This is a genomic window from Streptomyces sp. NPDC044704, from assembly GCF_056433525.1.
In genome coordinates this window covers 78,233-103,396 of record NZ_JBWKGY010000002.1, presented here as the reverse complement: position 1 = coordinate 103,396, position 25,164 = coordinate 78,233, and the positions used below count along the sequence as shown (strand labels likewise).

General features: G+C 72.9%; 29 protein-coding genes. 15 read left to right on the top strand and 14 right to left on the bottom strand.

The genetic code is table 11. The annotated features are described in order from the left end of the window. Positions 1–91 precede the first annotated feature (91 nt). Positions 92–277: a DUF5999 family protein gene (locus AC07B0_RS04835; protein WP_356877810.1), complete on the bottom strand. Its 186-nt coding sequence runs from the start codon at positions 275–277 to the stop codon at positions 92–94. A 156-nt stretch (positions 278–433) separates the two neighbouring features. On the opposite strand from AC07B0_RS04835, the gene AC07B0_RS04830 reads away from it, so the two are divergent. Next, a complete protein-coding gene (locus tag AC07B0_RS04830) occupies positions 434–883 on the top strand; it encodes an SRPBCC family protein (RefSeq protein WP_478896776.1) in 450 nt (149 codons plus the stop codon). Positions 884–1,146: 263 nt separating this feature from the next. Here AC07B0_RS04830 and AC07B0_RS04825 read toward each other — a convergent pair whose 3' ends face one another. Further along, a complete protein-coding gene (locus AC07B0_RS04825) occupies positions 1,147–2,376 on the bottom strand; it encodes an acyl-CoA dehydrogenase family protein (protein WP_467293597.1) in 1,230 nt (409 codons plus the stop codon). Positions 2,377–2,558: 182 nt separating this feature from the next. Between AC07B0_RS04825 and AC07B0_RS04820 the strand changes: the two genes are divergently transcribed. After that, positions 2,559–3,203, top strand: a complete 645-nt coding sequence (locus tag AC07B0_RS04820) for a TetR/AcrR family transcriptional regulator (protein WP_469377687.1) — start codon at positions 2,559–2,561, stop codon at positions 3,201–3,203. A gap of 37 nt (positions 3,204–3,240) precedes the next feature. Here the strand turns inward: AC07B0_RS04820 and def are convergent, their stop codons facing one another. After that, on the bottom strand, positions 3,241–3,795 hold the full coding sequence (gene def / locus AC07B0_RS04815) for a peptide deformylase (RefSeq protein ID WP_478866119.1): 555 nt from the start codon (positions 3,793–3,795) through the stop codon (positions 3,241–3,243). Between the two features lie 123 nt (positions 3,796–3,918). On the opposite strand from def, the gene AC07B0_RS04810 reads away from it, so the two are divergent. The 6 genes from AC07B0_RS04810 (at position 3,919) to AC07B0_RS04785 (ending at position 9,222) form a co-directional block, all read left to right on the top strand. Then, entirely contained in the window at positions 3,919–5,157 is a 1,239-nt protein-coding gene (locus tag AC07B0_RS04810) for a Mur ligase family protein (protein WP_356877805.1), read from the top strand. 29 nt (positions 5,158–5,186) lie between these two features. Beyond that, entirely contained in the window at positions 5,187–5,915 is a 729-nt protein-coding gene (locus AC07B0_RS04805; RefSeq protein WP_356877804.1) for a type 1 glutamine amidotransferase, read from the top strand. 191 nt (positions 5,916–6,106) lie between these two features. Beyond that, the gene (locus tag AC07B0_RS04800; protein WP_356877803.1) at positions 6,107–7,132 is read left to right on the top strand and encodes a 6-phosphofructokinase; all 1,026 of its coding nucleotides are present in this window, start codon (positions 6,107–6,109) and stop codon (positions 7,130–7,132) included. Between the two features lie 91 nt (positions 7,133–7,223). Next, positions 7,224–8,180: a cytochrome c oxidase assembly protein gene (locus AC07B0_RS04795; RefSeq protein ID WP_356877802.1), complete on the top strand. Its 957-nt coding sequence runs from the start codon at positions 7,224–7,226 to the stop codon at positions 8,178–8,180. Positions 8,181–8,212: 32 nt separating this feature from the next. Then, positions 8,213–8,374, top strand: coding sequence for a hypothetical protein (locus tag AC07B0_RS04790; protein ID WP_356877801.1), 162 nt, complete (start codon positions 8,213–8,215; stop codon positions 8,372–8,374). Between the two features lie 134 nt (positions 8,375–8,508). Beyond that, positions 8,509–9,222, top strand: a complete 714-nt coding sequence (locus AC07B0_RS04785; protein ID WP_478896774.1) for a lysophospholipid acyltransferase family protein — start codon at positions 8,509–8,511, stop codon at positions 9,220–9,222. Positions 9,223–9,268: 46 nt separating this feature from the next. On the opposite strand, the gene AC07B0_RS04780 is transcribed toward AC07B0_RS04785, so the two are convergent. The 7 genes from AC07B0_RS04780 to AC07B0_RS04750 form a co-directional block, all read right to left on the bottom strand. Then, positions 9,269–10,939 (bottom strand): alpha/beta hydrolase, encoded by a 1,671-nt coding sequence (locus AC07B0_RS04780; RefSeq protein WP_478896772.1) that lies wholly within the window; start codon positions 10,937–10,939, stop codon positions 9,269–9,271. A gap of 191 nt (positions 10,940–11,130) precedes the next feature. Beyond that, positions 11,131–11,925, bottom strand: a complete 795-nt coding sequence (locus AC07B0_RS04775) for an urease accessory protein UreD (protein ID WP_478897229.1) — start codon at positions 11,923–11,925, stop codon at positions 11,131–11,133. A 35-nt stretch (positions 11,926–11,960) separates the two neighbouring features. Continuing rightward, positions 11,961–12,656, bottom strand: coding sequence for an urease accessory protein UreG (ureG, locus tag AC07B0_RS04770; RefSeq protein WP_356877798.1), 696 nt, complete (start codon positions 12,654–12,656; stop codon positions 11,961–11,963). A 23-nt stretch (positions 12,657–12,679) separates the two neighbouring features. Next, a complete protein-coding gene (locus AC07B0_RS04765; protein ID WP_478896770.1) occupies positions 12,680–13,354 on the bottom strand; it encodes an urease accessory protein UreF in 675 nt (224 codons plus the stop codon). A 34-nt stretch (positions 13,355–13,388) separates the two neighbouring features. Continuing rightward, the gene (locus AC07B0_RS04760; RefSeq protein WP_356877796.1) at positions 13,389–15,110 is read right to left on the bottom strand and encodes an urease subunit alpha; all 1,722 of its coding nucleotides are present in this window, start codon (positions 15,108–15,110) and stop codon (positions 13,389–13,391) included. Beyond that, positions 15,103–15,414, bottom strand: coding sequence for an urease subunit beta (locus AC07B0_RS04755; RefSeq protein ID WP_467293585.1), 312 nt, complete (start codon positions 15,412–15,414; stop codon positions 15,103–15,105). Before AC07B0_RS04755 ends, AC07B0_RS04760 begins: the two co-directional genes overlap by 8 nt. A 14-nt stretch (positions 15,415–15,428) precedes the next feature. After that, entirely contained in the window at positions 15,429–15,731 is a 303-nt protein-coding gene (locus tag AC07B0_RS04750; protein ID WP_356877794.1) for an urease subunit gamma, read from the bottom strand. 310 nt (positions 15,732–16,041) lie between these two features. On the opposite strand from AC07B0_RS04750, the gene AC07B0_RS04745 reads away from it, so the two are divergent. After that, entirely contained in the window at positions 16,042–16,437 is a 396-nt protein-coding gene (locus AC07B0_RS04745) for a VOC family protein (protein WP_356877793.1), read from the top strand. 11 nt (positions 16,438–16,448) lie between these two features. Here the strand turns inward: AC07B0_RS04745 and AC07B0_RS04740 are convergent, their stop codons facing one another. Continuing rightward, positions 16,449–16,904 carry an ATP-binding protein gene (locus AC07B0_RS04740; RefSeq protein WP_356877792.1) on the bottom strand — a complete coding sequence of 152 codons (456 nt, stop codon included), beginning with the start codon at positions 16,902–16,904 and terminating at the stop codon, positions 16,449–16,451. Between the two features lie 197 nt (positions 16,905–17,101). Between AC07B0_RS04740 and AC07B0_RS04735 the strand changes: the two genes are divergently transcribed. Both AC07B0_RS04735 and AC07B0_RS04730 read left to right on the top strand, forming a co-directional pair. Beyond that, positions 17,102–17,986, top strand: a complete 885-nt coding sequence (locus AC07B0_RS04735; RefSeq protein WP_356877791.1) for a helix-turn-helix domain-containing protein — start codon at positions 17,102–17,104, stop codon at positions 17,984–17,986. 12 nt (positions 17,987–17,998) lie between these two features. Then, positions 17,999–18,220 carry a DUF397 domain-containing protein gene (locus AC07B0_RS04730; protein ID WP_356877790.1) on the top strand — a complete coding sequence of 74 codons (222 nt, stop codon included), beginning with the start codon at positions 17,999–18,001 and terminating at the stop codon, positions 18,218–18,220. Here the strand turns inward: AC07B0_RS04730 and AC07B0_RS04725 are convergent. Next, positions 18,217–19,404, bottom strand: a complete 1,188-nt coding sequence (locus AC07B0_RS04725) for an 8-amino-7-oxononanoate synthase (RefSeq protein WP_356877789.1) — start codon at positions 19,402–19,404, stop codon at positions 18,217–18,219. The genes AC07B0_RS04730 and AC07B0_RS04725 overlap by 4 nt on opposite strands. A 156-nt stretch (positions 19,405–19,560) precedes the next feature. Here AC07B0_RS04725 and bioB point away from each other — a divergent pair, with 156 nt between their 5' ends. From bioB to bioD, 3 genes are read left to right on the top strand one after another with little or no spacing between them, the layout of a single operon-like run. Continuing rightward, complete coding sequence (gene bioB / locus AC07B0_RS04720; protein WP_478896768.1) at positions 19,561–20,820, top strand: biotin synthase BioB; 1,260 nt, start codon at positions 19,561–19,563, stop codon at positions 20,818–20,820. Then, the gene (locus AC07B0_RS04715; protein WP_356877787.1) at positions 20,813–22,153 is read left to right on the top strand and encodes an adenosylmethionine--8-amino-7-oxononanoate transaminase; all 1,341 of its coding nucleotides are present in this window, start codon (positions 20,813–20,815) and stop codon (positions 22,151–22,153) included. Before bioB ends, AC07B0_RS04715 begins: the two co-directional genes overlap by 8 nt. 5 nt (positions 22,154–22,158) lie before the next feature. Next, entirely contained in the window at positions 22,159–22,905 is a 747-nt protein-coding gene (gene bioD / locus AC07B0_RS04710) for a dethiobiotin synthase (RefSeq protein WP_356877786.1), read from the top strand. Positions 22,906–23,073: 168 nt separating this feature from the next. On the opposite strand, the gene AC07B0_RS04705 is transcribed toward bioD, so the two are convergent. Further along, a complete protein-coding gene (locus AC07B0_RS04705; RefSeq protein ID WP_478866115.1) occupies positions 23,074–23,646 on the bottom strand; it encodes a hypothetical protein in 573 nt (190 codons plus the stop codon). 329 nt (positions 23,647–23,975) lie between these two features. On the opposite strand from AC07B0_RS04705, the gene AC07B0_RS04700 reads away from it, so the two are divergent. Beyond that, entirely contained in the window at positions 23,976–24,632 is a 657-nt protein-coding gene (locus AC07B0_RS04700) for a class I SAM-dependent methyltransferase (RefSeq protein ID WP_356877784.1), read from the top strand. Positions 24,633–24,674: 42 nt separating this feature from the next. Here AC07B0_RS04700 and AC07B0_RS04695 read toward each other — a convergent pair whose 3' ends face one another. Then, on the bottom strand, positions 24,675–25,100 hold the full coding sequence (locus AC07B0_RS04695) for a GNAT family N-acetyltransferase (protein WP_478896765.1): 426 nt from the start codon (positions 25,098–25,100) through the stop codon (positions 24,675–24,677). Positions 25,101–25,164 lie beyond the last annotated feature (64 nt).

Genomic DNA, 25,164 nt, shown 5'->3' with positions numbered 1-25,164 from the left:
TCTGCCCGACGGGGTACGCAGGTCCAGGTCTCGGGGGGCGGGCTTGGGGACGGGCTTGCGGATCAGCTGCTGGCGCACGCTGCCTCCTCGGTCAGACCAGGGCCGGCCGACGGGGTTCCACCGTCCGGCCTTCGGGGAGCAGTTCACCTGTGTCGTCGAACACCACGACGCCGTTGCAGAGCAGGCTCCAGCCCTGTTCGGGGTGGGAGGCCACGGTGCGGGCAGCGTCGTGATCGGCGCTGTCGGCGGGCGGGCAGGGGGGCTGGTGGGAGCACATTGGCGCACCTCCTCGCAGAGTGGGGCGGGAGGGCCGGTGGTCACCCGGTCGAATCCGCGATCCACGGTGGCGGTGAGTATTACTGATCGCCGCCCCCGGACGGAACCCATATTCGCGGTCCAGTTCAGGGTGTGTATGCCCGCTTACCATGCGCTCATGCCCGCTATCCGGATCATTCGCCGCAGTCCGCTCCCGCCCGCCGAGGTGTGGCGCAGGCTCACGGACTGGGAACGGCACGGCGCACAGGTCCCGCTGACCCGGACGATCATCGAGACGGAGCCTCCGACGCACGTCGGAACGCGGTTCACGGCGCGCACGGGAGTGGGAAGGGTCACGTTCGACGACATGATGGAAGTCGTCCTCTGGCAGCCTCCGGCGGCCCCTCCCGCAGCCCCGTCCGCCGGGCTGGTCCGCCTGGAGAAGCGGGGCCGGGCGGTGACGGGATGGGCGGAGATCGAAGTGCGGCCGCTGCCCTCCGGGGGCACGGAGGTGCACTGGCGCGAGGACCTCCGCCCGCGCGGCGTCCCCCGCCTCCTCGACCCCGTGACCGCCGCCGCCGGCCGCCTCCTGTTCACCCGCGCCCTGACCCGCCTCCTCGCCCCCTGACCCGGGTCGAACCGGGGGCGCTCGCGGCCGGGTCGTGTCGTCGAGGTCCCGCCTGCCCGGCGGGTCCCGGCACGCACGCTCCCTGGCGCCGTGACCGCGGTCCTAGTGCCGTGACCGGAAAGGTCCACCGGGTCGCGACGCCCGGCACGGCACCTCTCCGCGTTGTCGGACCACGGAGGTACGTCCGGTACGAGCCGTGGCCCTCCGCCTTGAGATGCACCGCACCGGACGCCGCGACCCGGCAAACCTTCCCGGCCACGGCACTAGCGGATGGGCATGCCCGAGAGGGTCCGCGCGATCACCAGCCGCTGGATCTCGCTGGTCCCCTCGAAGATGGTGTAGATCGCGCTGTCGCGGTGCATCCGCTCCACCGGGTACTCCCGGGTGAAACCGTTGCCGCCGAGGATCTGGACGGCCTGCGCGGTGACCTTCTTGGCCACCTCGCTCGCGAACAGCTTGGACATCGAGCCCTCCGCCGAGGTGAACGGCCGGCCCGCGACCGCCATCCACGAGGCCCGCCACACCAGCAGCCGGGCCGCGTCGATCTGCGTGCGCATGTCGGCGAGCTGGAAGGCGACGCCCTGGTTGTCGATGATCGGGCGCCCGAACTGGGTGCGGGTCTTCGCGTAGTCGAGGGCGACCTCGTAGGCCGCGCGCGCCGTGCCCACGGCCATCGCGCCGACCGCGGGCCGGGACGCCTCGAAGGTGGCCATGGCGGCGTTCTTCACCCGCTCGCCGCCGCCCGCCGCCGCCCGCTCGCGGGCCCGCGCGAGGCGCTCGTCGAGCTTGTCCTTGCCGCCGAGCAGGCAGGAGCCGGGTACGCGGCAGTCCTCCAGGACGACTTCCGCGGTGTGGGAGGCGCGGATGCCGTGCTTCTTGAACTTCTGCCCCTGCGAGAGTCCCGGGGTGCCGGGCGGCACGATGAAGGAGGCGTGGCCCTTGGTCCCGAGCTCGGGGTCGACCACGGCCACCACGATGTGCACGTTGGCGATGCCGCCGTTGGTGGCCCAGGTCTTGGTGCCGTTCAGCACCCACTCGTCCTTGGCCTGGTCGTACACGGCGCGGGTGCGCATCGCGCCGACGTCGGAGCCGGCGTCCGGCTCCGAGGAGCAGAAGGCGGCGACCTTGACGTCGTCGGGGGTCCCGTACATCTGGGGGATCCAGGTGCCGATCTGTTCCTCGGTGCCGTTGGCGACGACTCCGATGGCGGCCAGGCCGGTGCCGACGATGGACAGGGCGATGCCGGCGTCGCCCCAGAAGAGCTCCTCCATCGCCATCGGGATGCCGAGGCCGGTCGGGTCGAAGAACTGCTGGGCGTAGAAGTCCAGGGAGTAGATGCCGACCTTGGCCGCCTCCTGGATGACGGGCCACGGAGTCTCTTCGCGCTCGTCCCATTCGGCGGCGGCGGGGCGGATCACGTCGGCGGCGAAGCCGTGGATCCAGTCGCGCACCTGCTTCTGGTCGTCGTTGAGCTCCATGGTGAACTCCGCCATGTCCCCTCCAGCTGTCTCACGTGGCACCCAGCGAAGTTACTGCCGGTAACCTGAACAAGGGCCACAGTCTGTTACCGGTCGGTAAGCACTGTCAAGCGCCGCCGATTCGATCGCGAGGGTGTGCGGGGTGTTACGTTGCGTGGGCGTCACGCACATCGCAAGGGCGGGGAGAGAAACACGTCATGCAGACCACTCAGCAGGCCGGCGAGCCGGGAGCGGCGGACCGCCGTCGGCGGGAGCTGCTCGAGGCGGCCGACCGCGTCGTACTCCGGGACGGCCCCAAGGCCTCCATGAACGCCATCGCGGCCGAGGCCGGCATCACCAAGCCGATCCTCTACCGGCACTTCGGCGACAAGGCGGGCCTCTACCAGGCCCTCGCCGTCCGGCACACCGACGCACTGCTCGACTCGCTGCGGGCCGCGCTCGACGCCCCCGCCGAGCGGCGCCGGCGGGTCGAGGCCACGCTCGACACCTACCTCGCCGCGATCGAGGCCCGCCCGCAGGTCTACCGCTTCCTGATGCACCCGGCCGAGGACTCGCAGAGCCCCGAGCGGGGCTTCGACGTCGGCCTGCACTCGGCCCCGCTGCTGCGCCGCCTCGGCGAGGAACTGGCCCAGGTGGTCGGCGAACGGGTCGACCTCGGCCCGGGCGGCGAACGCATGGCCCGGATCTGGGGGCACGGCATCGTCGGCATGATGCACGCCGCCGGGGACTGGTGGCTCGGCGAGCGCCCGTGCGAGCGCGCCGAGCTGGTGGCTGGCCTCACCGACCTGCTCTGGGGCCGCCTGTCCACGGCGGGCAACCGCGAGGACGGCCCCGGCTTCTGACGGACCGCCACCCAAGGGCGGCGGGCCGGGCCCCGGGTCAGCCGCGCGGCGCCCGCGCACCCCACGGGGCCTTGCGGATCGCCCGCCGCAGGCGCCGTGCGCGCAGTCCGGTCACCCGGTCCGCGTAGACGGTGCCGTCGAGGTGGTCGCACTCGTGCTGGAGGCACCGGGCGAAGAAGCCGGTGCCCTCGATCCGTACGGGGGCCCCGTCGGAGGTGACGCCCTCGACGACCGCGCGGTCGAAGCGGACGGTCCCGGCCTCCAGTCCCGGCAGGGACAGGCAGCCCTCGGGACCGCGGTACTCGTCCCCGTCGGCCGCGACCAGCCGGGGATTGACGACGTGCCCGACGTGGCGCACGTCCTCGTCGTCCGGGCAGTCGTAGACGAAGACCCGCTGTCCCACGCCGATCTGGTTCGCGGCGAGCCCGACGCCCTGGGCGGCGTACATCGTCGCGAACATGTCCTCGACGAGCCGGTCGAGCTCCGGGCCGAAGGCGGTGACCTCCGCGCAAGCGGAATGGAGCACCGGATCGCCCAGCAGGCTCATGGTGCGGACGAGTCCGTTGGTACCGGGGAGGGGGCGCTGTCGCATGGCCGTAAGGGTACGACGGGCGAATATATGAGGAGATCCGCGGCGGCCTGGGGGCGCCGCGGTCAAGGCCGCGGCCGGTACTGGATAGGCTGGGGCCGACCGACGCAAGGAGGACAAGGGACGATGGCAGGCAACACGGAGCCGCTTTCGCCGCGGGCCAAGCTGGCCGTGACGGCGGGCAAGGCCGCGGCGGCGGTGTCGCGGGCCGCGGGACGCGGAAGCGGATCGGTGATCGGTGGCAAGGTCGCACTCAGGCTGGACCCCGATCTTCTCGGCGCGCTGGCGCAGCATCTCGACGTCGTCCTCGTGTCCGCGACGAACGGCAAGACCACGACGACCCGCCTGATCGCGGAGGCCCTGCGGGCCGCCGGTCCGGTCGTGTCCAACGCGCTGGGCGCGAACATGCCGGCGGGCATCACCTCGGCCCTGGCCGGGGGCTCGGACGCCAAGTACGGCGTCATCGAGGTCGACGAGAAGTACCTGGCCGGGGTGGCCCGGGACGTCACCCCCAAGGTGATCGCCCTGCTGAACCTCTCCCGTGACCAGCTGGACCGGGCCGCGGAGACCCGCATGCTCGCCGAGAAGTGGCGCGAGGGCCTGGAGGGTTCGAAGGCCGTCATCGTCGCGAACTGCGACGACCCGCTGATCGTGTGGTCGGCCTCCTCCTCGCAGAACGTGGTGTGGGTCGCCGCCGGCCAGGAGTGGAAGGACGACGCCTGGTCGTGCCCCTCCTGCGGTGGTGTGATGCAGCGCCCCGGCGACGACTGGTTCTGCGGCGAGTGCGGTTTCCGCCGCCCCACGCCGAGCTGGGTGCTCTCCGGCGACCACGTGCTGGACCCGCACGGCTCGGCCTGGCCGATCCACCTCCAGCTGCCGGGCCGCGCCAACAAGGCGAACGCCGCCACCTCGGCCGCCGTGGCCGCCGTGTTCGGCGTGCCGCCGCAGGTCGCGCTGGAGCGGATGTACCAGGTGCAGGCCGTGGCCGGCCGGTACGACGTCGTGAGCTTCATGGGGCGCGAGCTGCGGCTGCTCCTCGCGAAGAACCCCGCGGGCTGGCTCGAAACGTTTTCGCTGATCGACCCGCCGCCGACCCCGGTGATCCTGGCGGTGAACGCGCGCGGCGCCGACGGCACCGACACCTCCTGGCTGTGGGACGTCGACTACCCGCGCCTGGCCGGTCACCCGATCTTCGTGATCGGCGACCGCAAGCTGGACCTGGCGGTGCGCCTGGAGGTCGCGGGGCTGGACTTCCGGGTGTGCGAGACCATCGACGAGGCCGTGCAGCTGGCGCCGCCCGGGCAGATCGAGCTGATCGCCAACTACACCGCCTTCCAGGACGTGCGCCGCCGCGTCGGCAACTAGCCCCCGTCAGAAACGCAGAGGACAAGAGCATGAGCGACAACAGCCTGCGTCTGGTGTGGGTCTACCCCGACCTGCTCAGCACGTACGGAGACCAGGGCAACGCCCTCGTCGTGGAGCGCCGGGCGCGCCAGCGCGGCCTGGACGTGCAGCGCGTGGACGTGCGCAGCGACCAGCCCATCCCGACCTCGGGTGACATCTACCTGATCGGCGGCGGCGAGGACCGGCCGCAGCGGCTGGCCGCCGAGCGGCTGCTGCGCGACGGCGGCCTGGAGCGGGCCGTCTCCAACGGGGCGATCGTCTTCTCCGTGTGCGCCGGGTACCAGATCCTCGGCAAGGAGTTCGTCAACGACATGGGCCAGCGCCAGGAGGGCCTGGGCCTGCTGGACGTCGTGACCGTGCGCGGCGAGGGCGAGCGGTGCGTCGGCGACGTGCTCGCCGACATCGACCCGCGCCTGGGCCTGCCGCAGCTGACGGGCTTCGAGAACCACCAGGGCGTCACGCACCTCGGCCCGACGGCCCGCCCGTTCGCCCGGGTGAGCATGGGCCGCGGCAACGGCAGCGGCGACGGCACCGAGGGCGCGTACAACGACACCGTCTTCGGTACGTACATGCACGGCCCCGTGATGGCCCGCAACCCGCTCATCGCGGACCTGCTGCTGAAGCTGGCCCTCGACGTGAACGCGCTGCCGGCCATAGACGACCGCTGGTACGAGGCGCTGCGCGCCGAGCGCATCGCGGCGGCCACGCAGCCCGCGTAGCGCGCCGCACCCCCCGCGACCGGCCCGGATCCCCCCGAGGGGGATCCGGGCCGCGTGCGTTCGTACGACGGAGGGGACCAGCATGTGGAGGATGGTTCAGTCCACTGCGGATCCGCTTGTAGGGTGACGGTTAGTTCCAACCGGACGACGTGGTCCGGTCGTCGGCCCACGTTGCAAAGGTTCTTCCTGCCATGCGCATTGGTGTGCTCACTTCCGGAGGCGACTGCCCCGGCCTCAATGCCGTCATCCGCTCCGTCGTGCACCGCGCCGTCGTCGACCACGGCGACGAGGTCATCGGCTTCCACGACGGCTGGCGCGGCCTGCTGGAGTGCGACTACCGCAAGCTCGACCTGGACGCCGTGAGCGGCATCCTGGCCCGCGGCGGCACCATCCTCGGCTCCTCCCGCGTCCAGCCCGCGCACCTGCGCGACGGCGTGGAGCGGGCCCGCGGACACGTCGAGGACCTCGGCCTCGACGCCATCATCCCGATCGGCGGCGAGGGCACCCTGAAGGCCGCCCACCTGCTGTCGCAGGGCGGCCTGCCGATCGTCGGCGTGCCGAAGACCATCGACAACGACATCGCGTCCACCGACGTGACCTTCGGTTTCGACACCGCCGTGGGCGTCGCCACCGAGGCCCTGGACCGGCTGAAGACCACCGCCGAGTCCCACCAGCGCGTGATGGTCGTCGAGGTCATGGGCCGCCACACCGGCTGGATCGCGCTGCACTCGGGCATGGCGGCCGGCGCGCACGCCATCGTCGTGCCGGAGCGGCCCTTCGACATCGAGGAGCTGACGGCGATCGTCGGCGAGCGGTTCGAGGCGGGCAAGCGGTTCGCGATCGTCGTGGTCGCCGAGGGCGCCAAGCCGGCCGAGGGCTCGATGGCGCTGGAGCAGGGCGGTACGGACATCTACGGTCACGAGCGGTTCGCCGGCATCGGCAACCGGCTGGCCGTCGAGCTGGAGGAGCGCCTCGGCAAGGAGGCCCGTCCGGTGATCCTGGGCCACGTCCAGCGCGGCGGCACGCCGACCGCGTACGACCGGGTCCTGGCGACCCGCTTCGGCTGGCACGCGGTCGAGGCGGCGCACCGCGGCGAGTTCGGCATGATGACGGCCCTGCGCGGCACGGACATCGAGATGGTTCCCCTCGCCGGGGCCGTGGAGACCCTGAAGACGGTCCCGTCCGAACGGTACGAAGAGGCGCAGAACGTCCTGTGATGTTTCCCGCCTCCTGATGGCGCCCCCGGACGCGATCGCGTCCGGGGGCGCCATTACTGTGGTGGGGCACCACGGTCAAGGGAGTGAACAGATGGATCACAGCGGGCACGGCATGGACATGCACATGGACTTGCCGCCGTTCACTCTCGCGCGCGGGCTGGAGTTCTCCTTCGACGCCGTGTTCCTGTTCGCCTCGCTGGCCGGGCTCGGCCTGTACGGCTGGGGCGTGCTGCGGCTGCGCCGGCGCGGGGACTCCTGGCCGGTGGGCCGGACCGTCGCCTTCACCACCGGTGTGCTGACGGTGATCCTGGTGATGTGCACCAAGCTGAACGACTACGGCATGGTCATGTTCAGCGTGCACATGGTCCAGCACATGGTGATCAGCATGGTCACCCCGATCCTGCTGCTGCTCGGCGCTCCGGTGACGCTGGCGCTGCGCGCCCTGCCGCCCGCCGCGCGCGGTCACAAGGGTCCGCGCGAGCTGCTCCTGATGCTGCTGCACAGCCGGTACATGCGGATCGTCACCCACCCGGCCTTCACCATTCCGATGTTCATCGCGAGCCTCTACGGGCTGTACTTCACCCCGCTCTTCGACTTCCTCATGGAGAGCCGGGCCGGGCACGTGGCGATGATGGCCCACTTCCTCGCGGTCGGCCTGATCTTCTTCTGGCCGATCATGGGCGTGGACCCGGGCCCGCACCGCCCCGGCTACGTGATGCGGATGCTGGAGCTGTTCGCGGGCATGCCCTTCCACGCCTTCTTCGGCATCGCGCTGATGATGGCGAGCGAGCCGATGATCAAGACCTACTCCGACCCGCCGGCCTCCCTCGAGATCGACGCGCTGCTCGACCAGCAGTGGGGCGGCGGCATCGCCTGGGCCTTCAGCGAGATCCCCTCGGTGCTGGTCCTGATCGCGCTGGTCTACCAGTGGTACCACTCGGAGCAGCGGGCCGCGAAGCGATCCGACCGGGCCGCCGACCGGGACGGCGACCAGGAGCTGGCGGCGTACAACGCGTATCTCGCCTCGCTCCAGGGGCGCGGCCAGTAGCGCGGGAGCGCCTTCTGGCGTCACCATGGGGCATGACCGGATCCGTTAAGGCGATGGCCGTCACGACCCTCGCCGCTCTGGTGGCCGTCTCCGCGTACTCCGTGGCGCTCGGCAGCAACGGCTGGCTGTGGTTCGGCTGGGTGGTGCTGGGGCTGCTGACCCTCGGACTGGCCGCCTCGCGCAGCAGCGTCTGACCGGCCCGCCCCGCGGCCCTGCCCGGCGTGGCCCCGGAGGCCCGCCGGACAGCGGGCTGCCCCCGACCCTCCTGATCCGTGCCTGACTGTCCGTAGGATGGACGTGACATTGAGGCATCGACGGGAGCGGCCTGGTGTTCTACCACTTGCTCAAGCACGTCCTGCTCGGCCCGCTGCTGCGGCTGCTGTTCCGGCCGCGGATCGAAGGACTGGAGAACATCCCGGAGGAGGGCGCGGCGATCGTCGCGGGCAACCACCTGTCCTTCTCGGACCACTTCCTGATGCCGGCGATCCTGAAGCGGCGGATCACCTTCCTGGCCAAGGCCGAGTACTTCACCGGGCCGGGCCTCAAGGGCCGGCTGACGGCCGCCTTCTTCCGCAGTGCCGGGCAGATCCCCGTGGACCGCTCCGGCAAGGACGCGGGCCAGGCGGCGCTGCGCGAGGGGCTCGGGGTCCTGGCCAAGGGCGAGCTGCTCGGCATCTACCCCGAGGGCACGCGCTCGCACGACGGACGGCTGTACAAGGGCAAGGTCGGCGTGGCGGCGATGGCGCTGGGCGCGGGGGTGCCGGTGGTGCCCTGCGCGATGGTGGGCACCTTCGAGATCCAGCCTCCGGGCCAGAAGATCCCGAAGATCCGGCGGGTCACGATCCGTTTCGGGGAGCCGCTGGAGTTCTCCCGGTACGCCGGGATGGAGGGCGAGCGGGCGGTCCTGCGCGCGGTCACCGACGAGATCATGTACGCGGTCCTCGGCCTCTCCGGCCAGGAGTACGTCGACCGGTACGCGGGCGAGGTGAAGGTCGAGGAGGAGGAGAAGAAGCGGAAGAAGGCCCGGCGCCCGGGGCGCTGAGCCTTCTCCCTCACTTCACCGGTTCAGTGCTTCCCGGTCGCGGTCCTCAACGGACGGCCGGGAGCTCCTCGCGGGCCGGGAGGTCGGCGCCCGGGGCCTGGGCGAGCGACTTCGCGGCGGCCGGGGCGGGCGCCACGGGCGTGGCGTGCGGGGCGCACTTCACGTCCTTGGCGTCGACCTTGCCGGTCAGCAGGTAGCTGTCCACGCGGGTGTTGATGCAGGGGTTCACCAGGCTGGTGACGCCGTGCGAGCCGGCGTTCTGCTCGGTGATCAGGCGCGAGCCCCCGAGCCGCTTGTGCAGCGAGACCGCGCCCGCGTACGGAGTGGCGGCGTCGCGCTCGGACTGGACGATCAGGACCGGCGGCAGACCCTGACGGGCGCCGGCGCCGACCTCGATCGGGGTGCTCTGCTTGGACTTCCAGGTCGCGCAGGGCAGGTTCATCCAGGCGTTGGACCAGGTCAGGAACGGGTACTTCTGGTGCAGCTTGGTGTTGTCCCGGTCCCACTTGGCCCAGCTGGTGGGCCACTTCGCGTCGGCGCACTCGACGGCGGTGTAGACGGCGTTGCCGTTCTCCGAGGCCGCGTTGCCGACGGTGTCGGACATGTCCGGGGCGATCGCGTCGACCAGGGCCTGGGTGTCACCGGCGGCGTACGCGGCCCAGGTCTGGGCGACGGGCACCCAGGAGGAGTCGTAGTACGGGGCGCCCTGGAAGAAGCCGATCAGCTCGGCCGGACCGACGACCCCGCCGATGGGGTTGGCCTTGGCCGTGGCGCGCAGCTCCTGGTACTTCGCCTCGACCTTGGCGCGGGTGTTGCCGAGGTGGAAGACGTTGTCGTTCTTGGCGACCCAGTCCTGCCAGTCGTTCCAGCGGGTCTGGAAGGCGACGTCCTGGCCCAGGTTGGCCTCGTACCAGATGTTGTCCTGGTCGGGGTCGACCACGCTGTCGACGATCATGCGGCGCACGTGGCTCGGGAAGAGGGTCGCGTAGACCCCGCCGAGGTAGGTGCCGTAGGAGACGCCGAGGAAGTTCAGCTTCTGCTCGCCGAGGGCGGCCCGGATGACGTCCAGGTCGCGCGCGGTGTTGGGGGTGGTCATGTGCGGCAGCATCTCGCCGCTGCGCTCCTTGCAGCCGTCCGCGTACTCGGCGGCGAGCTTGCGCTGGGCGCGCTTGTCGGCCTCGTTGGAGGGGACCGGGTCGGCCTTGGGGGCCTTCACGAACTCCTGCGGGTCGACGCAGGAGATGGGCGCGGAGTGGCCCACGCCGCGGGGGTCGAAGCCGACGAAGTCGTAGGCCTTCGAGGTGTTCACCCACAGCGGGCTCTGGGTGGTGGACCGGCGCGGGAAGCGCATGCCGGAGCCGCCCGGGCCACCCGGGTTGTAGACGAGCGCGCCCTGGCGCTCCTGCTTGGTGCCGGTGCTGACGGCGCGGTCGACCGCGATGTCGATGGTCTTGCCGAAGGGCTTGGTGTAGTCGAGCGGGACCTTCACCCAGCCGCACTGGATGGGCTTCTCGAAGCCCCAGTCGGCGGGACAGTCCTTCCAGTCGATGCCGGTCCGCGCGGCGCGGGCGGCGGCGATCCGGACGCCCACCGCCTCGGCGGATCCGTTGTCCCGGCCGGCCGGAGCGGCGGCGGCGGGCGTCGCGAGCAACAGGCCTGCGGCCAGTGCGCCGGTGACGAGAGTGGCGGCGCTCCCCAGCGCCGCGGTGCGTATCACGTGGTTGTTCCCCCTGCGTAGGTGCCGCCGTGGGCGGCCGGGTTCGGTCTGCCTCGGTCGTCGGCGTGCAAGGGGATCCTCACGCCTGACCCGCACCCGGCGACAGTGCGCGGGCGGGTTCTTTGCCAACCCGATAACCGGAGAGGTGTGTACCGCTCACCGGTGTCTGCTTCGCCCCGAGTTGGGCCGTCTCACCAGCCGTAGTCCACCAGGGCCGCGTCCAGCAGTTCGCGCAGCCGCAGGGCGTCGGGGGCCAGGGCCGTCACGAGGACGGCCGGGCCGGCGAGCGGGGTGACCGCCGCGAACTCCCCCAGCAGCGCGGCCGGCGGCGGGGCCGCGGCGAACGCCGGGTCCACGACCAGGAGCTGACCGAGCGCCCGGTGCCCGGCGAGTCCCGCCGGGCCGTCCCAGCCGCCGGGGGCGCCGGGTCCGCAGGCGGTGTCCTGGTCCAGCAGGGGCCGCCCGTCCCGGGTGACGGTGAGACGGCTGCGCAGCAGGCCGGGGGCCTCGCCGGTGCGGCCGAGCACCTGCTCCTCGCGCAGCACCAGCCGGGCGGCGGGCGCCAGTTCGGCCCGGGTGCGCACCCGCAGGTCGCTGCCGCGTACGGAGACCAGCTGCTCCGGCAGCCAGCGCACCTCCGCGTCCCCGGACAGGGTCAGCCGTACGTCGTACCGCGCGGCCTCACCGCCCCGGCCGGGCAGCGCCAGGGTGGCGGCCGCCGAGCGCAGGGCGAGGCGGGCGCCGGGTCCGGCTGCGGCCTCCACCGTGAGGTGGTCCCCGCCGAGCGGGGCGCTCATCGCGCCGACCAGCATCACCTCCGCCTCGCCGGCGCCGCCCCGGGTGCGGCGCAGCGCGAGCGGGCCCTGCCCGGCGAGCAGCGGGAGGGAGGTGCCGCCCCGCCCGTCGGCGACGGCCCCGATCCGGGCGGTGGCCCGCAGGCCGGCGGCGGGCGGGGGTGCGGGGTGGGTGGCCGGTGCGCCGGCCACCGTACGGTCCGGGCGCGCGGCGGGGAGGGTGGCGGTCACCGTACGGTCCAGGCGGCCATCCGCTCGCGCACCCAGGCGGCCACCGGGCCCACGCCCTCGGGGCCGCGCAGGGACTGGAAGGCGACCGGCAGGTCCCCGCGCTGTTCGGCGGCGTCGTGGGCCATCCGGCCGAGGTCCGAGCCGACGTGCGGTGCGAGGTCGGTCTTGTTGACGACCAGCAGGTCGGCGGTGGTGACTCCGGGCCCGCCCTTGCGCGGGATGTCGTCGCCGCCGGCCACGTCGATGACGAAGATCTGGGCGTCGACCAGACCCCGGGAGAAGGTGGCGGTGAGGTTGTCCCCGCCGGACTCGACGAGGATCAGGTCGAGGGGGCCGCTCAGCCGGAAGGCCTCTTCCAGTTCCTCGACGGCCTCCAGGTTCGCGGAGATGTCGTCGCGGATGGCGGTGTGCGGGCAGGCCCCCGTCTCGACGGCGGCGATCCGCTCGGGGGGCAGGACGGCTTCGCGCAGGAGGAACTCGGCGTCCTCCCGGGTGTAGATGTCGTTGGTGACGACGGCCATGGACAGTTCGGCCCGCAGGGCCCGGCAGAGGGCGGCGACGGTGGCGGTCTTGCCGGAACCGACGGGCCCGCCGAGGCCGATGCGCAGGGCGCGCCGGGTGCCGTCGGTACGCACCGGGGCGGCGGCGTGGGTGTGCCGGTGGCTGTGGGGCAGATCGTGGTCGAGGTGCACGGGGGTGACTCCTTGGGGGGTGGTCAGGAAGCGAAGAGGCGTACCGGCCAGTCGGCATGGGCCTCGGCCGCGATGTCCAGCAGGGGGGAGGAGGCCGCGGGCAGCGCCTGCGGGCCCCGGGTCCGGGCCCGGTGCGCGGCTTCGGCCGCCCGCGCCGCGACGGCGTCCAGCTCGGGGGCCAGCCGGGCCAGTACCCCGGTCGCCTCGAAGGGGTCCAGGCCCAGCAGCCGTACCGTGGCGGTCGCCGGCCCGCTGACGCTCTCGTACGCCGCCACGTGCGCGGCCTCCAGCGGTCCGAGCCCGGCGGCGCGGGCGGTGAGGCCGAGCACCACCGGCTGGTGCGCCCCGCGGGGGAAGGCCGCCGCCAGCGCTTCCAGTGCGGGGTCGGGCCAGGTGGCGCGGGCCGCGCGCAGCAGCTGCCGCCCCAGGCGCCGCGCGGCGGCGCGCAGCGCGGGTGAGGCGGTGCGGGCGTCGGCGGCCGCGTCGAGTGCGGCGGGGTCGAGGCCGAGGGCCGCGGCGGCGGCGAGCCCGGCCGAGGTGAGGCCGGCGGTGTGCAGCCGGCCCCGGCAGAAGGCGGCCAGGGTGGCGGCGTCGTGGACGCGGCCGGTCTTGCAGGCGGCCTCCGCCCCGCCGGAGTGGGCGTGCCCTCCGGCGGGGAAGCGGCCGTCCGCGAGTACGAGCAGGGCGGCGAGGCTCACCTTGGGACGCCCCTCATCTTTGCGTGCCGCCCCATCAGAAGAGGAAGTAGCGCTGGGCCATGGGCAGTTCCGGTGCGGGCGCCGGTTCCACGGCCTCGCCGTCGATGGTGACGGTGAAGGTGTCGGCGTCGACCCTTACCCGGGGCATGGCGTCGTTGTTGCGCATGTCCGCCTTGCCGACCTTGCGGGTGCTCTCTATGGCCACGAACTCCTTGCCGAGTCCCAGGCGTTCGGGGAGTCCGTCGTCGAGGGCGGCCTGGGAGGTGAAGTTGAGCGAGTTCAGCGCGGGTGCCCGGCCGTGGCCGCCGAACATGGGGCGGGGCAGTACGGGCTGCGGGGTGGGGATCGAGGCGTTGGCGTCGCCCATCTGGGCGTGGGCGATCTGGCCGCCCTTGATGACCATTTCGGGTTTGACGCCGAAGAAGGCCGGGTCCCACAGGACGAGGTCGGCGAGCTTGCCCGTCTCGACGGAGCCGATCTCGCGGGCGAGTCCCTGGGCGACCGCGGGGTTGATCGTGTACTTGGCCACGTAGCGGCGGGCCCGGTGGTTGTCGGCCGGGCCGTCGCCGGGCAGGAACCCGCGGCGCTTCTTCATCACGTGGGCGGTCTGCCAGGTGCGCAGGACCACCTCGCCGACCCGGCCCATGGCCTGGGAGTCGGAGGAGATGATGGAGATGGCTCCGAGGTCGTGCAGGACGTCCTCGGCGGCGATGGTCGAGGGTCTGATCCGGGATTCGGCGAAGGCGAGGTCCTCGGGGACGGCCGGGTTGAGGTGGTGGCAGACCATCAGCATGTCGAGGTGTTCCTCGACGGTGTTGACGGTGTGCGGCCGGGTCGGGTTGGTGGAGCTGGGCAGGATGTTGGGCTCGGAGACCACGGTGATGATGTCGGGGGCGTGGCCGCCGCCCGCGCCTTCGGTGTGGTATGAGTGGATGGTCCGTCCGGCGATGGCGGCGAGGGTGTCGTCGACGAACCCGGCCTCGTTGAGGGTGTCGGTGTGGATGGCGACCTGCGCGCCGGTCTCGTCGCACACGCTCAGGCAGGCGTCGATGACGGCCGGGGTGGCCCCCCAGTCCTCGTGGATCTTGAATCCGAGTGCGCCGCCGCGCAGTTGGGAGTACATGCCCTCGCGGGACATGGTGTTGCCCTTGCCGAGCAGGCCGATGTTGACGGGGTGGGCCTCCAGGGCGGCGAACATCCGGGCGAGGTGCCAGGGGCCGGGGGTGACGGTGGTGGCCTTGGTGCCCTCGGCGGGGCCGGTGCCGCCGCCGACGAGGGTGGTGATCCCGGAGGCGAGGGCCTCGTCGATGACGGTCGGGGAGATGAAGTGCACGTGCGCGTCGATGGCCCCGGCGGTGACGATCTTCCCGTTGCCGGCGATGATCTCGGTCTCGGGCCCGATGACCAGGGCCGGGTCGACCCCGTCCATGGTGTCGGGGTTCCCCGCCTTGCCGATGCCGCTGATCCGGCCGTCGCGGATGCCGACGTCGGCCTTGACGATGCCCCAGTGGTCCAGGATCACCACTCCGGTGATCACCGTGTCGGCGGCTCCCTCGGCGCGGGTGGTGCGGGCCTGGCCCATGGACTCGCGGATGACCTTGCCGCCGCCGAAGACGGCCTCGTCCCCGGAGCGGCCGGGGCCTCCGCTGAGGTCCTGCTCGATCTCCACGAAGAGGTCGGTGTCGGCCAGCCGGATCCGGTCACCCGCCGTCGGCCCGAAGAGGTCGGCGTACCGCTGCCGCGACACCTCAGCCATCGAGCGGCCCTCCGGTCTCCCCGCGCAGTCCGGGCACGGCCCTGAGCCCGCCCAGCGGTACGAGTTCCACGGCGACCGGGATGCCCGGCTCGAAGCGGACGGCGGTGCCGGCGGCGATGTTGAGCCGCAGCCCGTGCGCGGCGGGCCGGTCGAAGTCGAGGCCGGGGTTGGCTTCGGCGAAGTGGTAGTGCGAGCCGACCTGGACGGGCCGGTCGGCGGCGTTGAGGACGGTGAGGCGGGTGACGGGGCGGCCCTCGTTGAGGAGCACCGGACCGTCCCCGTAGGCGATCTCGCCGGGGATCATGACGGGTACTCCTCTCAGACGATCGGGTCGTGGACGGTGACCAGCTTGGTGCCGTCCGGGAAGGTCGCCTCGACCTGGACGTCGTGGATCATCTCGGGGATCCCGTCCATGACCTCGTCGCGGCGCAGGACGGTCCGGCCGGAGGCCATGAGCTCGGCCACGGTCCGCCCGTCGCGGGCTCCTTCGAGGAGGTGCGAGGTGATGAGGGCGATCGCTTCGGGATGGTTGAGCAGCAGCCCGCGCGCCCTGCGCTTCTCGGCCACGTCGGCCGCGACGTGGATGAGGAGTCTCTCTTGTTCATGTGGTGTCAGTCGCACACGTATCACCAAGCTTCCGGGACATGATCAACATCGCGCCGGGACGACCGTAGTCGCCTTCAACGACTTGTTGACCTGCGCATATCCATGCCAAGCAGGTCTTGTCCAACGCGGGGCGAGGCTTTCCGTTACGATCACCGGTGCTTTACCGGGCCATGGGTGATCATTGGCGGAAGACCGCGGGCTCACGGTAGGGCCCGCACTTTTCCGCTGAGTTAACCCACGTTTCGGGGAGGCACCCGGTTCAACTCCGGGAGGGCCTCCGGGTGGTCGCCGTATACGGGCGGATCCGCCGCAGGCAAGGAGAGCCATGTTCGTCAACCCGGTGCGGCACATCACCTTCGACGCCCTCGACCCCTACCGGCTCGCGGAGTTCTGGTCGGAGGTGACCGGCTATCCGATCCACCCCGACGACGTGGAGGGCGACGACGAGGTCCTGCTGGAGCCCGGGCAGCCGGGTGTGCCGGGGCTGCTGTTCATCCGCGTTCCCGACGCCAAGGCCGTGAAGAACCGCGTCCACCTCGACATCCAGCCGCCCGTGGGCACCCGCGACGAGACGGTGGAGCGGCTGGTCACGGCCGGGGCCCGGATCGTCGACGACCGGCGCGACGAGGACGGGGTCATGGGCTGGGTGGTGCTCGCCGATCCCGAGGGCAACGAGCTGTGCGTGGAGCGGAGCGCCGTCGAGCGCGGCACCGCCCTGTAGGGGCCGGCCGGTCAGCAGCCCCGGGCGGCGCCGGCCGCCGGCGCGCCGACGGGCTGCCAGGGCAGGGCGATCCACACCGTCTTGCCGCCGTCCTCGGTCGGGCTGACCGAGAGCCGGCCGCCCGCCTCGGCGGCCAGCCAGCGGATGATGACCATGCCCCGGCCGTTGTCCTGCTGGACGGCGGCCGGGAGCCGGCGGGGCCAGCGCGGGTGACTGTCCGTCACGCCGACGCGGAGCCACTCCTCGCGCTCCAGGCGCATGTCGACGGTGAAGGTGGGCGACTGGCCGAAGGTGTGCTGGACGGAGTTGGTGGCGAGTTCCGAGACGATCAGCCGGACGGTGTCCGCGGTGTCCGCGTCCTCGGGCAGTCCCCATGAGCTCAGCACCTCCGCCACGTAGCGGCGGGCGGCGGCGACCGAGAGCGGATCGCTCGGCAGAGTGACGGATGCTTCCTGGTGATCTGCCATGGCGACGTCCCTTTCCCACCAGGGCGGAGCCGCCCCGGATCTACGCTGAGCGCCAGAGTGCCACCCATCGTGCCGCCGTTTCCGGCGATCCCCCAAGATATGCATATATCTGTCGCTCAATGCGGTGAACTCTGCTACGGAAGAGCGTATTTGGACGGCAGACTGGTGCGAGCTGTGCCGGTGGAAGGAGAGCGGGTATGCAGCACGGTCCCGCGGTACGCCGGCGCAAGCTCGGCGAGGAACTGCGTGCCCTCCGTGACCGGTCCCGGCTCACCAGCGGTGAGGTGGCCCGGATCGTGGGATGGCACCAGTCGAAAATCAGCCGCATCGAAACGGGGCGCAGCGGCGTCAAGGCGGAGGACATCAGGCTGCTCCTCGATGCCTACGGGGAGGTCGTGAGCGCCCAGCAGCGGGCCCTGCTGGAGGCCCTGGGCGCCTCGGCGGCGGGTCCCGGGGCGGGTGCGGACACCGGCCGGGGGCGCCAGTGGTGGCACGACTACCGGGGGCTGCTGCCGCAGGAGTACCGGGACTTCATCAGCCTGGAGGCCGGGGCCCGCGCGGCCCGGACCGTGGAACTCTCCGTGGTCCCGGGCCTGTTGCAGACGCCGGACTACGCGCGGGCCGTGACCCGGGCCGCGCTCGGGGGGCTGCCGGAGCCGAAGGTGGACGCGCTGGTCGACGTACGGCTCGCACGGCAGGCGGTCCTGCGGACGGATCCGCCGCTGGAGCTGAGCGCGGTGCTGGACGAGGCGGTGCTGCGCCGGCAGATCGGGGGGCCGGGGGTGATGGAGGAACAGCTGAGGCACCTGGTGGAGGTGGCACGGCTGCCTCAAGTGCGTCTACAGGTACTGCCGTTCAGCGTGGGGGGACATCTCGGCCTCACCGGACCGTTCGTAATTTTCTCATTTCCGAGCATCGCCGATCTGGATGTGGTGGTACTCGACCATTTGACGAGTAGCCTCTATCTGGAGCGGAAGGAAGACCTAGACGCGTACAGCGCCGCGTTCCGCACGATCCAGGCGCACGCCCTCCCGCCCCGTGACTCGTCGGATCTCATCAGCTCTATCGCTGACGACGCGTAAGGAGGCACCCCCGTGTCCGCAACCCCCTTATCCACCAGCGGACTTCTGAGAAGCGCGCGGTGGCGGCGGAGCAGCCGCAGCACCGGAATGAACAACTGCGTGGAAGCGGCCGCCCTCACCGGCGGTCTGCTGGCCGTCCGCGACTCCAAGCGGACGGACGGCCCGGCCGTGCTCTTCACCGGGCCGGCCTGGGACGGCTTCCTCGCCTCCGTACGGGCGGACGGGCTCGACTAACCCCGTAGCGCCCGCGGGTCCGTGGCCCCCGCCGGAGCGGTCCGCAGGATCGTCTCCACGGCGCGTCCGATCTCGTCCCCCGTGAGATCGGCGCGAGCCGTCAGCCGCAGCCGGGAGATGCCGTCCGGCACCGACGGCGGACGGAAGCAGCCCACGGACAGACCCGCCTCGCGGCAGTCGGCGGCCCAGCGCAGTGCCGCCGAAGCCGACGGGGCCCGTACCGACACCACGGCCGCGTCCGGCCTGGCCGCGGTCAGGCCGGACGCGGTGAGCCCCTCGTACAGCAGGGCGGCCACCTCCCGGGCCCGGTCCGCTCGCCCCGGCTCACGCTGGAGCAGCCGCAGGCTCGCCAGCGCCGCGCCCGCGGCGGCCGGAGCCAGCCCGGTGTCGAAGATGAAGGTCCGGGCGGTGTTGACCAGGTGCCGGATCACCTTGGCCGGGCCCAGTACCGCACCTCCCTGGCTGCCCAGGGACTTCGACAGCGTCATCGTCGCGACCACGTCCGGCGCGCCCGCGAGAGCCGCGGCGTGCAGTGCGCCCCGGCCGCCCTCCCCCAGCACGCCGAGCCCGTGGGCGTCGTCCACGACCAGCGCCGCGCCCTCGGCCCGGCAGGCCCGCGCGTACGCGGCGAGCGGTGCGGCGTCCCCGTCCACGGAGAACACCGAGTCGGTGACCAGCAGGGCCCGGCCCGCGTGCGCGGCGAGCGTCTTGCGCACCGGCTCCGGTTCGCCGTGCGGGGTGACCGCGACCTCGGCGCGCGAGAGCCGGCAGCCGTCGACGATCGAGGCGTGGTTGCCGGCGTCGGAGACGACGAGCGTGCCCCGGTCGCTCAGGGCGGTCACGGCGGCGAGGTTCGCCGCGTATCCGGACGAAAGGACCAGCGCCGCCTCGAAGCCGCAGAACGCCGCCAGTTCCCGCTCGAGCTCCGCATGAAGCTCGGTCGTGCCCGTCACGAGACGGGAGCCCGTGGCTCCCGCGCCCCAGCGCTCCGCCGCCTCGCTCGCGCCCCGGACGGTCTCGGGATGCCGGGACAGACCCAGATAGTCGTTACTCGCCAGGTCCAGGAGCGGTGAGGAAGCCGGGCGCGGTCTCAGGATCCGGACCAGTCCGGCCCGCTCCCGGGCCCGCTCCGCTTCGTCGATCCAGGTGAAGACGTCCGGGGGCTCGGGGGCGTGCTGAGGCATCGGCGGGTCCTCGTTTTTTGTCGGCAGTCCACAGATCAGAAAGACCCTAGCCGCCGTGACCCGTGCGCCAGGTGTGGCGATACACACACTCCGTTCCGGCCATGTTGTTCATTCTCTCCTTGGCCGGGAGTGGTCGTGTGGTCCAGGATCGGCCTCATGGACCTGCTGAACACCCTGGTGGACAAGGGGCTGCGGCGAGAGCTGCCGACCCGCGAAGAGGCACTCGCCGTGCTGGCGACCTCTGACGACGAACTGCTCGACGTGGTGGCCGCGGCCGGCAAGGTGCGCCGCCAGTGGTTCGGCCGTCGGGTCAAGCTGAACTACCTGGTCAACCTGAAGTCGGGACTCTGTCCCGAGGACTGCTCGTACTGCTCCCAGCGCCTGGGCTCGAAGGCCGAGATCCTCAAGTACACCTGGCTCAAGCCAGAGGAGGCCTCCGAGGCGGCCGCGGCCGGCGTCGCGGGCGGCGCCAAGCGGGTCTGTCTCGTGGCGAGCGGCCGCGGTCCGACGGACCGGGACGTGGACCGCGTCGGCAAGACGATCGCGGCCATCAAGGAACAGAACGAGGGCGTCGAGGTCTGCGCCTGCCTGGGCCTGCTCTCCGACGGCCAGGCCGAGCGGCTCCGCGACGCGGGCGCCGACGCCTACAACCACAACCTCAACACCTCCGAGGCCACGTACGGGCAGATCACCAAGACCCACACGTACGCGGACCGCGTCGACACCGTGCAGAAGGCGCACGCGGCCGGCCTGTCGGCCTGCTCCGGCTTGATCGCGGGCATGGGCGAGAGCGACGAGGACCTCGTCGACGTCGTCTACTCGCTGCGCGAGCTGGACCCCGACTCTGTGCCGGTCAACTTCCTGATCCCGTTCGAGGGCACCCCGCTGGCCAAGGAGTGGAACCTCACCCCGCAGCGCGCCCTGCGGATCCTGGCGATGGTGCGGTTCGTCTGCCCCGACGTCGAGGTCCGGCTCGCGGGCGGGCGCGAGGTCCACCTGCGCACGATGCAGCCGCTGGCCCTGCACCTGGTCAACTCGATCTTCCTCGGCGACTACCTCACCAGCGAGGGCCAGGCCGGCCAGGCCGACCTCGACATGATCGCGGACGCCGGCTTCGAGGTGGAGGGCGCCGGTACGTCGACGCTCCCCGCGCACCGCTCCGACATCGCCGCCGCCGCGGCGGCTCCCGCGGGCAGCCCGTGCGGCTCCGGTGCCGCGTCCGTCTGCGGCTCCGGAGCCGCGCCGGAGTCCGCCGGTGCCGGCTGCGGGTCCGCCTGCGGCGGCTGCTCCGGCCACGCCGAACCGGCCGCGGCCGTCGGCGAGGTGCCGGCCCAGGCGGAGGCGGGCGAGGTACGCCCGGACCTCGTGGCGGTGCGCCGCCGCGGCGCGGGAACGGACCTCGCCCCCAATGCCTGATCAGAACCATCCTCACCCCCCGTACCGCCGGCCGGACGCGCTGCCGGCCGCCGAACTCCTCGAACTGGACCGGCAGCACGTCTGGCATCCGTACGGTCCGATGCCGGGACGCCAGGAGCCGCTGATCGTCGCCTCGGCCTCGGGGGTCAGGCTGCGCCTCGGCGCCCCGGCCGAGGGCCAGGACGAGCTGGTCGACGGCATGTCCTCCTGGTGGTCCGCCATCCACGGGTACAACCACCCGGTGCTGAACGAGGCCGTGACGGCCCAGCTCGGCAGGATGTCGCACGTGATGTTCGGCGGGCTCACCCACGAGCCCGCCGTCCGGCTCGCGGCGAAGCTCGTCGAGATCACCCCGGCGGGCCTGGAGCACGTCTTCCTCTGCGATTCCGGCTCGGTCTCCGTCGAAGTCGCCGTCAAGATGTGCCTTCAGTACTGGCGTTCGCTCGGCCGCACCGGCAAGACCCGGATGCTGACCTGGCGCGGCGGCTACCACGGCGACACCTGGCAGCCCATGGCCGTCTGCGATCCCGACGGCGGCATGCACGAGCTGTGGCAGGGCCACCTGCCCCGGCAGGTCTTCGCGGACGCCCCGACCGGGGGCTTCGACACGCCCGTGGACCCGGCGTACGCCGACCACCTGCGCTCCCTGCTCTCCGCGCACGCGGACGAGCTGGCCGCCGTCATCGTGGAACCGGTCGTGCAGGGCGCGGGCGGCATGCGCTTCCACCACCCGGACCACCTGCGGGTGCTGCGCGAGCTCTGCGACGAGTACGACGTCCTGCTGATCCTGGACGAGATCGCCACCGGCTTCGGCCGCACCGGCGCCCTCTTCGCCGCGGACCACGCGGGGATCACCCCGGACGTGATGTGCCTCGGCAAGTCGCTGACCGGTGGTTACCTCACGCTCGCCGCGACGCTGTGCACGTCCCGGGTGGCCGACGGGATCTCCCGGGGAGAGGTCCCGGTCCTCGCGCACGGGCCGACCTTCATGGGCAACCCGCTCGCCACCGCCGTCGCGCTGGCCTCGATCGACCTGCTGCTCGGCCAGGACTGGGCCGGCGAGGTCAAGCGCATCGAGGCGGGCCTGCGCGAGGGCCTGGCCCCGGCGGCCGGCCTCCCCGGCGTGCGGGACGTACGGGTGCTGGGCGCCATCGGCGTGATCCAGCTGACGCACGAGGTCGACGTCGCCGCCGCGACCCGGGCGGCGGTCCGCGAAGGCGTCTGGCTGCGCCCGTTCCGCGACATGATCTACACGATGCCCCCGTTCGTCACCGGCGACGCCGACGTGGCCCGGATCTGCCGCGCGGCCGTCGCGGCGGCGCGGGAAGGATGAGGCCGGTGTCCGTCCTCTTCGTGTCCGGTACGGGCACCGAAATCGGCAAGACGGTGGTCACCTCCGCGATCGCGGCGGCCGCCGTGGCCGCCGGCCGGTCGGTGGCGGTGCTCAAGCCCGCGCAGACCGGCGTCGGCCCCGACGAGCCCGGGGACGCCGCCGAGGCCGTACGCCTCGCCGGCCCGTCCGTGACCGCGCTGGAACTGGCCCGCTACCCGGAGCCGTTGGCCCCGGACACCGCCGCCCGGCGCTCCGGCCTGCCGTGCCTGTCCCCCGCCGAGATCGCGGAGGCCGCGGCGCGGCTGGCCTCCGATCACGACCTCGTCCTCGTGGAGGGCGCGGGCGGCCTGCTCGTCCGCTTCGACGAGGACGGCCACACCCTCGCCGACGCGGCCAGGCTGCTGTCGGCCCCGGTGCTGGTGGTCGCCCCCGCCGGGCTCGGCACGCTCAACTCCACCACCCTGACCGCGGAAGCCCTGCGCGCCCGGGCCCTGAGCCCGCTCGGCGTGGTCGTCGGCAGCTGGCCCGCCGAACCGGACCTGGCCTCCCGCTGCAACCTCGCCGACCTCCCCGGGAGCTCCGGCATCCCGCTACTGGGCGCGGTGCCCGAAGGCTCCGGCGCCCTGTCGCCGGACCGCTTCCGCGCGGCCGCCCCGGGCTGGCTGGCGCCGGCCCTGGACGGCACCTGGACGGCCGGGCCCTTCCTCACCCGCTGGGCACCACCTCCCCTCGCGGGGGCGCTCCCGGGCTGACCCGCCGGCCGCCCGCAGCCGCGCCGGGGGTGCCGGGGCACTCCTGGACGCGGGTGCGGTGTGCCGGGCGGCCTCCGGGCGGTCCGCCGTCCCCGGGGCCGCGTCCCTGACCGCCGGCCCGGCGGGGGCCGGAGCCTCGCGGCGGGACCCCGGGCGGAGGGCGCCGGGTCAGTGGCCGCCGCTCGGCTCCCGGCAGCCGCCCTCCATGTACACGCCGTGCGCCTCCACCCTGGCCGGGGTGCCCAGTACGCCCGACAGGCAGGGACCGGTCTCGGGGATCCACACCGCGAAGCCGAGGCCCGAGCCTCCGGAGGCGTACACGTCGCCGCTGGACACGGGGTAGCCGAGGCCCTGGAGCAGCGCGGTCAGCTCCGCCGGGTTCTGGGGACCCGCCGCGCCGCCGGTGCCGGACAGCGCCTTCCTGACCCGGACGGCGTGGGCGTCGCCACGGCACTTCCCCTCGTCGCTGAGCCCGGCCCGCTGCTTGTAGGCGTGGTTCTCCGCGTACTTGCGCGCCTCCGGGTCCGCGGGGAGCTCCCCCGGGCTGTCCGGGGCAACGGGCGCGGCCCCCGAACCGCGCCCCTCGCAGTGGGCCGCCACCGCCGCGAAGCCCCCGTCGTCGGAAGCGGCCGCCTCGGCCCCCTCCTCCTCCGGGGGCGCGCCGCAGCCGGCCATCAGGAACAGTGCGGCGGCGAACAGCGCAGCGGCTGCGGCCCGGACGGGCTTCGTACGGGGTATCACGGTTCTCCATGTGGTTGCCGAGCGGCGCCCGGTGGGGCCGCCGCGTGCCGATTATTGCCAGTCCCCGGCGGCCGAACCGGGCCGGGCCGGGTTCGGACCCGGGTCCGGCCCCGGGTCCAGGTCCCCAGGAGTGGCGGACGCGGGCTCGATTCCGGTTCCGGTTCCCGCGATGACGCCTCGGGGTGAATCGTTTGTGCGGTACCGGCGCCGCCCGTCCCGACGGGTCCCGGCCGCTTTGTCCGCCGTCCGGTTTCGCGGAGCACGGACGCGGGGAAACAGCACCGCAGCGCACGCGCACCGTCAGCCCCGACCCGCGCCCGGAGGCCGCCATGCCCGCACCTCCCCCCGATCCGGTCCACCACCCGTACTTCGCCCGGTTCTACGCCCGCGCCAGCAGCGCCGCCGAGACCCGTGCCGGCATGGCCGCCCTGCGCCGCGAGCTGCTGCACGGCGTCTCCGGCCGCGTCATCGAGATCGGCGCAGGCAACGGCCTGAACTTCGGCCACTACCCGCGCGCCGTCTCCGAGGTCGTCGCCGTCGAACCGGAGCGCACCCTGCGCCGGCTCGCGGCCGCCGCCGCGCTGCGCGCCGAGGTCCCGGTGGACCTCGTACCGGGGGTCGCCGAGGCCCTGCCCGTCAAGAGCGAGGCCTTCGACGCCGCCGTCGCCTCGCTGGTGCTGTGCACCGTACGCAACCTGCCGCGCGCCCTCTCCGAGCTCCACCGGGTGCTGCGCCCCGAGGCCGAGCTGCGGTTCCTGGAACACGGGCTCGCCCCCGGCCCCGGCATGGCCGCCGTGCAGCGCGGGCTGGACCGGACCGTCTGGCCCCGCCTCTTCGGCGGCTGTCACACCGCCCGTGATCCCCTCGCCGCGATCGAGGCCGCCGGGTTCCGGATCGTGTCGCAGCGCTCCTTCCGGCTGCCCGAACGCGGCCCCGCCCTGCCCACCTCGTACTGCGTGATCGGCTCGGCCCGCCGCGTTCCCTGACGTCCCCGGAGGCACCGGAGGCGCCCGGTCACCCGTCCGGCCTCAGGCCGTGAGCGGCTTGACCCAGCGCGTCCAGATGTCCTCGGGGTGGTAGCCGGCCGCGTCCCACGCCCCGTGCGCCCCCGCGTTCCCGTCGAGCACCATCGCGTCGGCCCTGCGGCCGCCCAGGGCAGCGAACCGTGCCTCCGCGGCGGCCAGCAGGGCCGAGCCGATGCCCTGCCGACGGTGGCCGGGGTGCACCGCGAGCCGGTAGAGGTGGCAGCGCCAGCCGTCGAACCCGGCGACGACGGTGCCGACGAGCTCCCCGTCCCGCCGGGCCAGCAGCAGGGCCCCGGGGTCCCGGGCGTGGAGCCGCTCGACCCCGGCGAGGTCGTCGCTGATGCTCGTGCCCTTGGCGGCGGCCTGCCAGAAGTCGAGCACGGCGGTCAGGTCGGCCGCCGAGGCGGGAGCGATGTGAAGATCGTTCATGACCGGATCCCATCACCTGCCCGGACTCGGCCAGAAGGGCGATCGGCCGCCTTTGCCCTTCCTT

What these genes read in the sequence shown, in the direction of transcription:
- AC07B0_RS04790 (WP_356877801.1), top strand. Translation starts at nt 8,213, where the DNA reads ATGACCGGATCCGTTAAGGCGATGGCCGTCACGACCCTCGCCGCTCTG.
- AC07B0_RS04810 (WP_356877805.1), top strand. Translation starts at nt 3,919, where the DNA reads ATGGCAGGCAACACGGAGCCGCTTTCGCCGCGGGCCAAGCTGGCCGTG.
- AC07B0_RS04695 (WP_478896765.1), bottom strand. Translation starts at nt 25,100, where the DNA reads ATGAACGATCTTCACATCGCTCCCGCCTCGGCGGCCGACCTGACCGCC.
- AC07B0_RS04700 (WP_356877784.1), top strand. Translation starts at nt 23,976, where the DNA reads ATGCCCGCACCTCCCCCCGATCCGGTCCACCACCCGTACTTCGCCCGG.
- AC07B0_RS04800 (WP_356877803.1), top strand. Translation starts at nt 6,107, where the DNA reads ATGCGCATTGGTGTGCTCACTTCCGGAGGCGACTGCCCCGGCCTCAAT.
- bioB (WP_478896768.1), top strand. Translation starts at nt 19,561, where the DNA reads ATGGACCTGCTGAACACCCTGGTGGACAAGGGGCTGCGGCGAGAGCTG.
- AC07B0_RS04830 (WP_478896776.1), top strand. Translation starts at nt 434, where the DNA reads ATGCCCGCTATCCGGATCATTCGCCGCAGTCCGCTCCCGCCCGCCGAG.
- AC07B0_RS04805 (WP_356877804.1), top strand. Translation starts at nt 5,187, where the DNA reads ATGAGCGACAACAGCCTGCGTCTGGTGTGGGTCTACCCCGACCTGCTC.
- AC07B0_RS04740 (WP_356877792.1), bottom strand. Translation starts at nt 16,904, where the DNA reads ATGGCAGATCACCAGGAAGCATCCGTCACTCTGCCGAGCGATCCGCTC.
- AC07B0_RS04760 (WP_356877796.1), bottom strand. Translation starts at nt 15,110, where the DNA reads ATGGCTGAGGTGTCGCGGCAGCGGTACGCCGACCTCTTCGGGCCGACG.
- AC07B0_RS04735 (WP_356877791.1), top strand. Translation starts at nt 17,102, where the DNA reads ATGCAGCACGGTCCCGCGGTACGCCGGCGCAAGCTCGGCGAGGAACTG.
- AC07B0_RS04825 (WP_467293597.1), bottom strand. Translation starts at nt 2,376, where the DNA reads ATGGCGGAGTTCACCATGGAGCTCAACGACGACCAGAAGCAGGTGCGC.
- AC07B0_RS04725 (WP_356877789.1), bottom strand. Translation starts at nt 19,404, where the DNA reads ATGCCTCAGCACGCCCCCGAGCCCCCGGACGTCTTCACCTGGATCGAC.
- AC07B0_RS04715 (WP_356877787.1), top strand. Translation starts at nt 20,813, where the DNA reads ATGCCTGATCAGAACCATCCTCACCCCCCGTACCGCCGGCCGGACGCG.
- AC07B0_RS04820 (WP_469377687.1), top strand. Translation starts at nt 2,559, where the DNA reads ATGCAGACCACTCAGCAGGCCGGCGAGCCGGGAGCGGCGGACCGCCGT.
- def (WP_478866119.1), bottom strand. Translation starts at nt 3,795, where the DNA reads ATGCGACAGCGCCCCCTCCCCGGTACCAACGGACTCGTCCGCACCATG.
- AC07B0_RS04835 (WP_356877810.1), bottom strand. Translation starts at nt 277, where the DNA reads ATGTGCTCCCACCAGCCCCCCTGCCCGCCCGCCGACAGCGCCGATCAC.
- AC07B0_RS04795 (WP_356877802.1), top strand. Translation starts at nt 7,224, where the DNA reads ATGGATCACAGCGGGCACGGCATGGACATGCACATGGACTTGCCGCCG.
- AC07B0_RS04755 (WP_467293585.1), bottom strand. Translation starts at nt 15,414, where the DNA reads ATGATCCCCGGCGAGATCGCCTACGGGGACGGTCCGGTGCTCCTCAAC.
- AC07B0_RS04745 (WP_356877793.1), top strand. Translation starts at nt 16,042, where the DNA reads ATGTTCGTCAACCCGGTGCGGCACATCACCTTCGACGCCCTCGACCCC.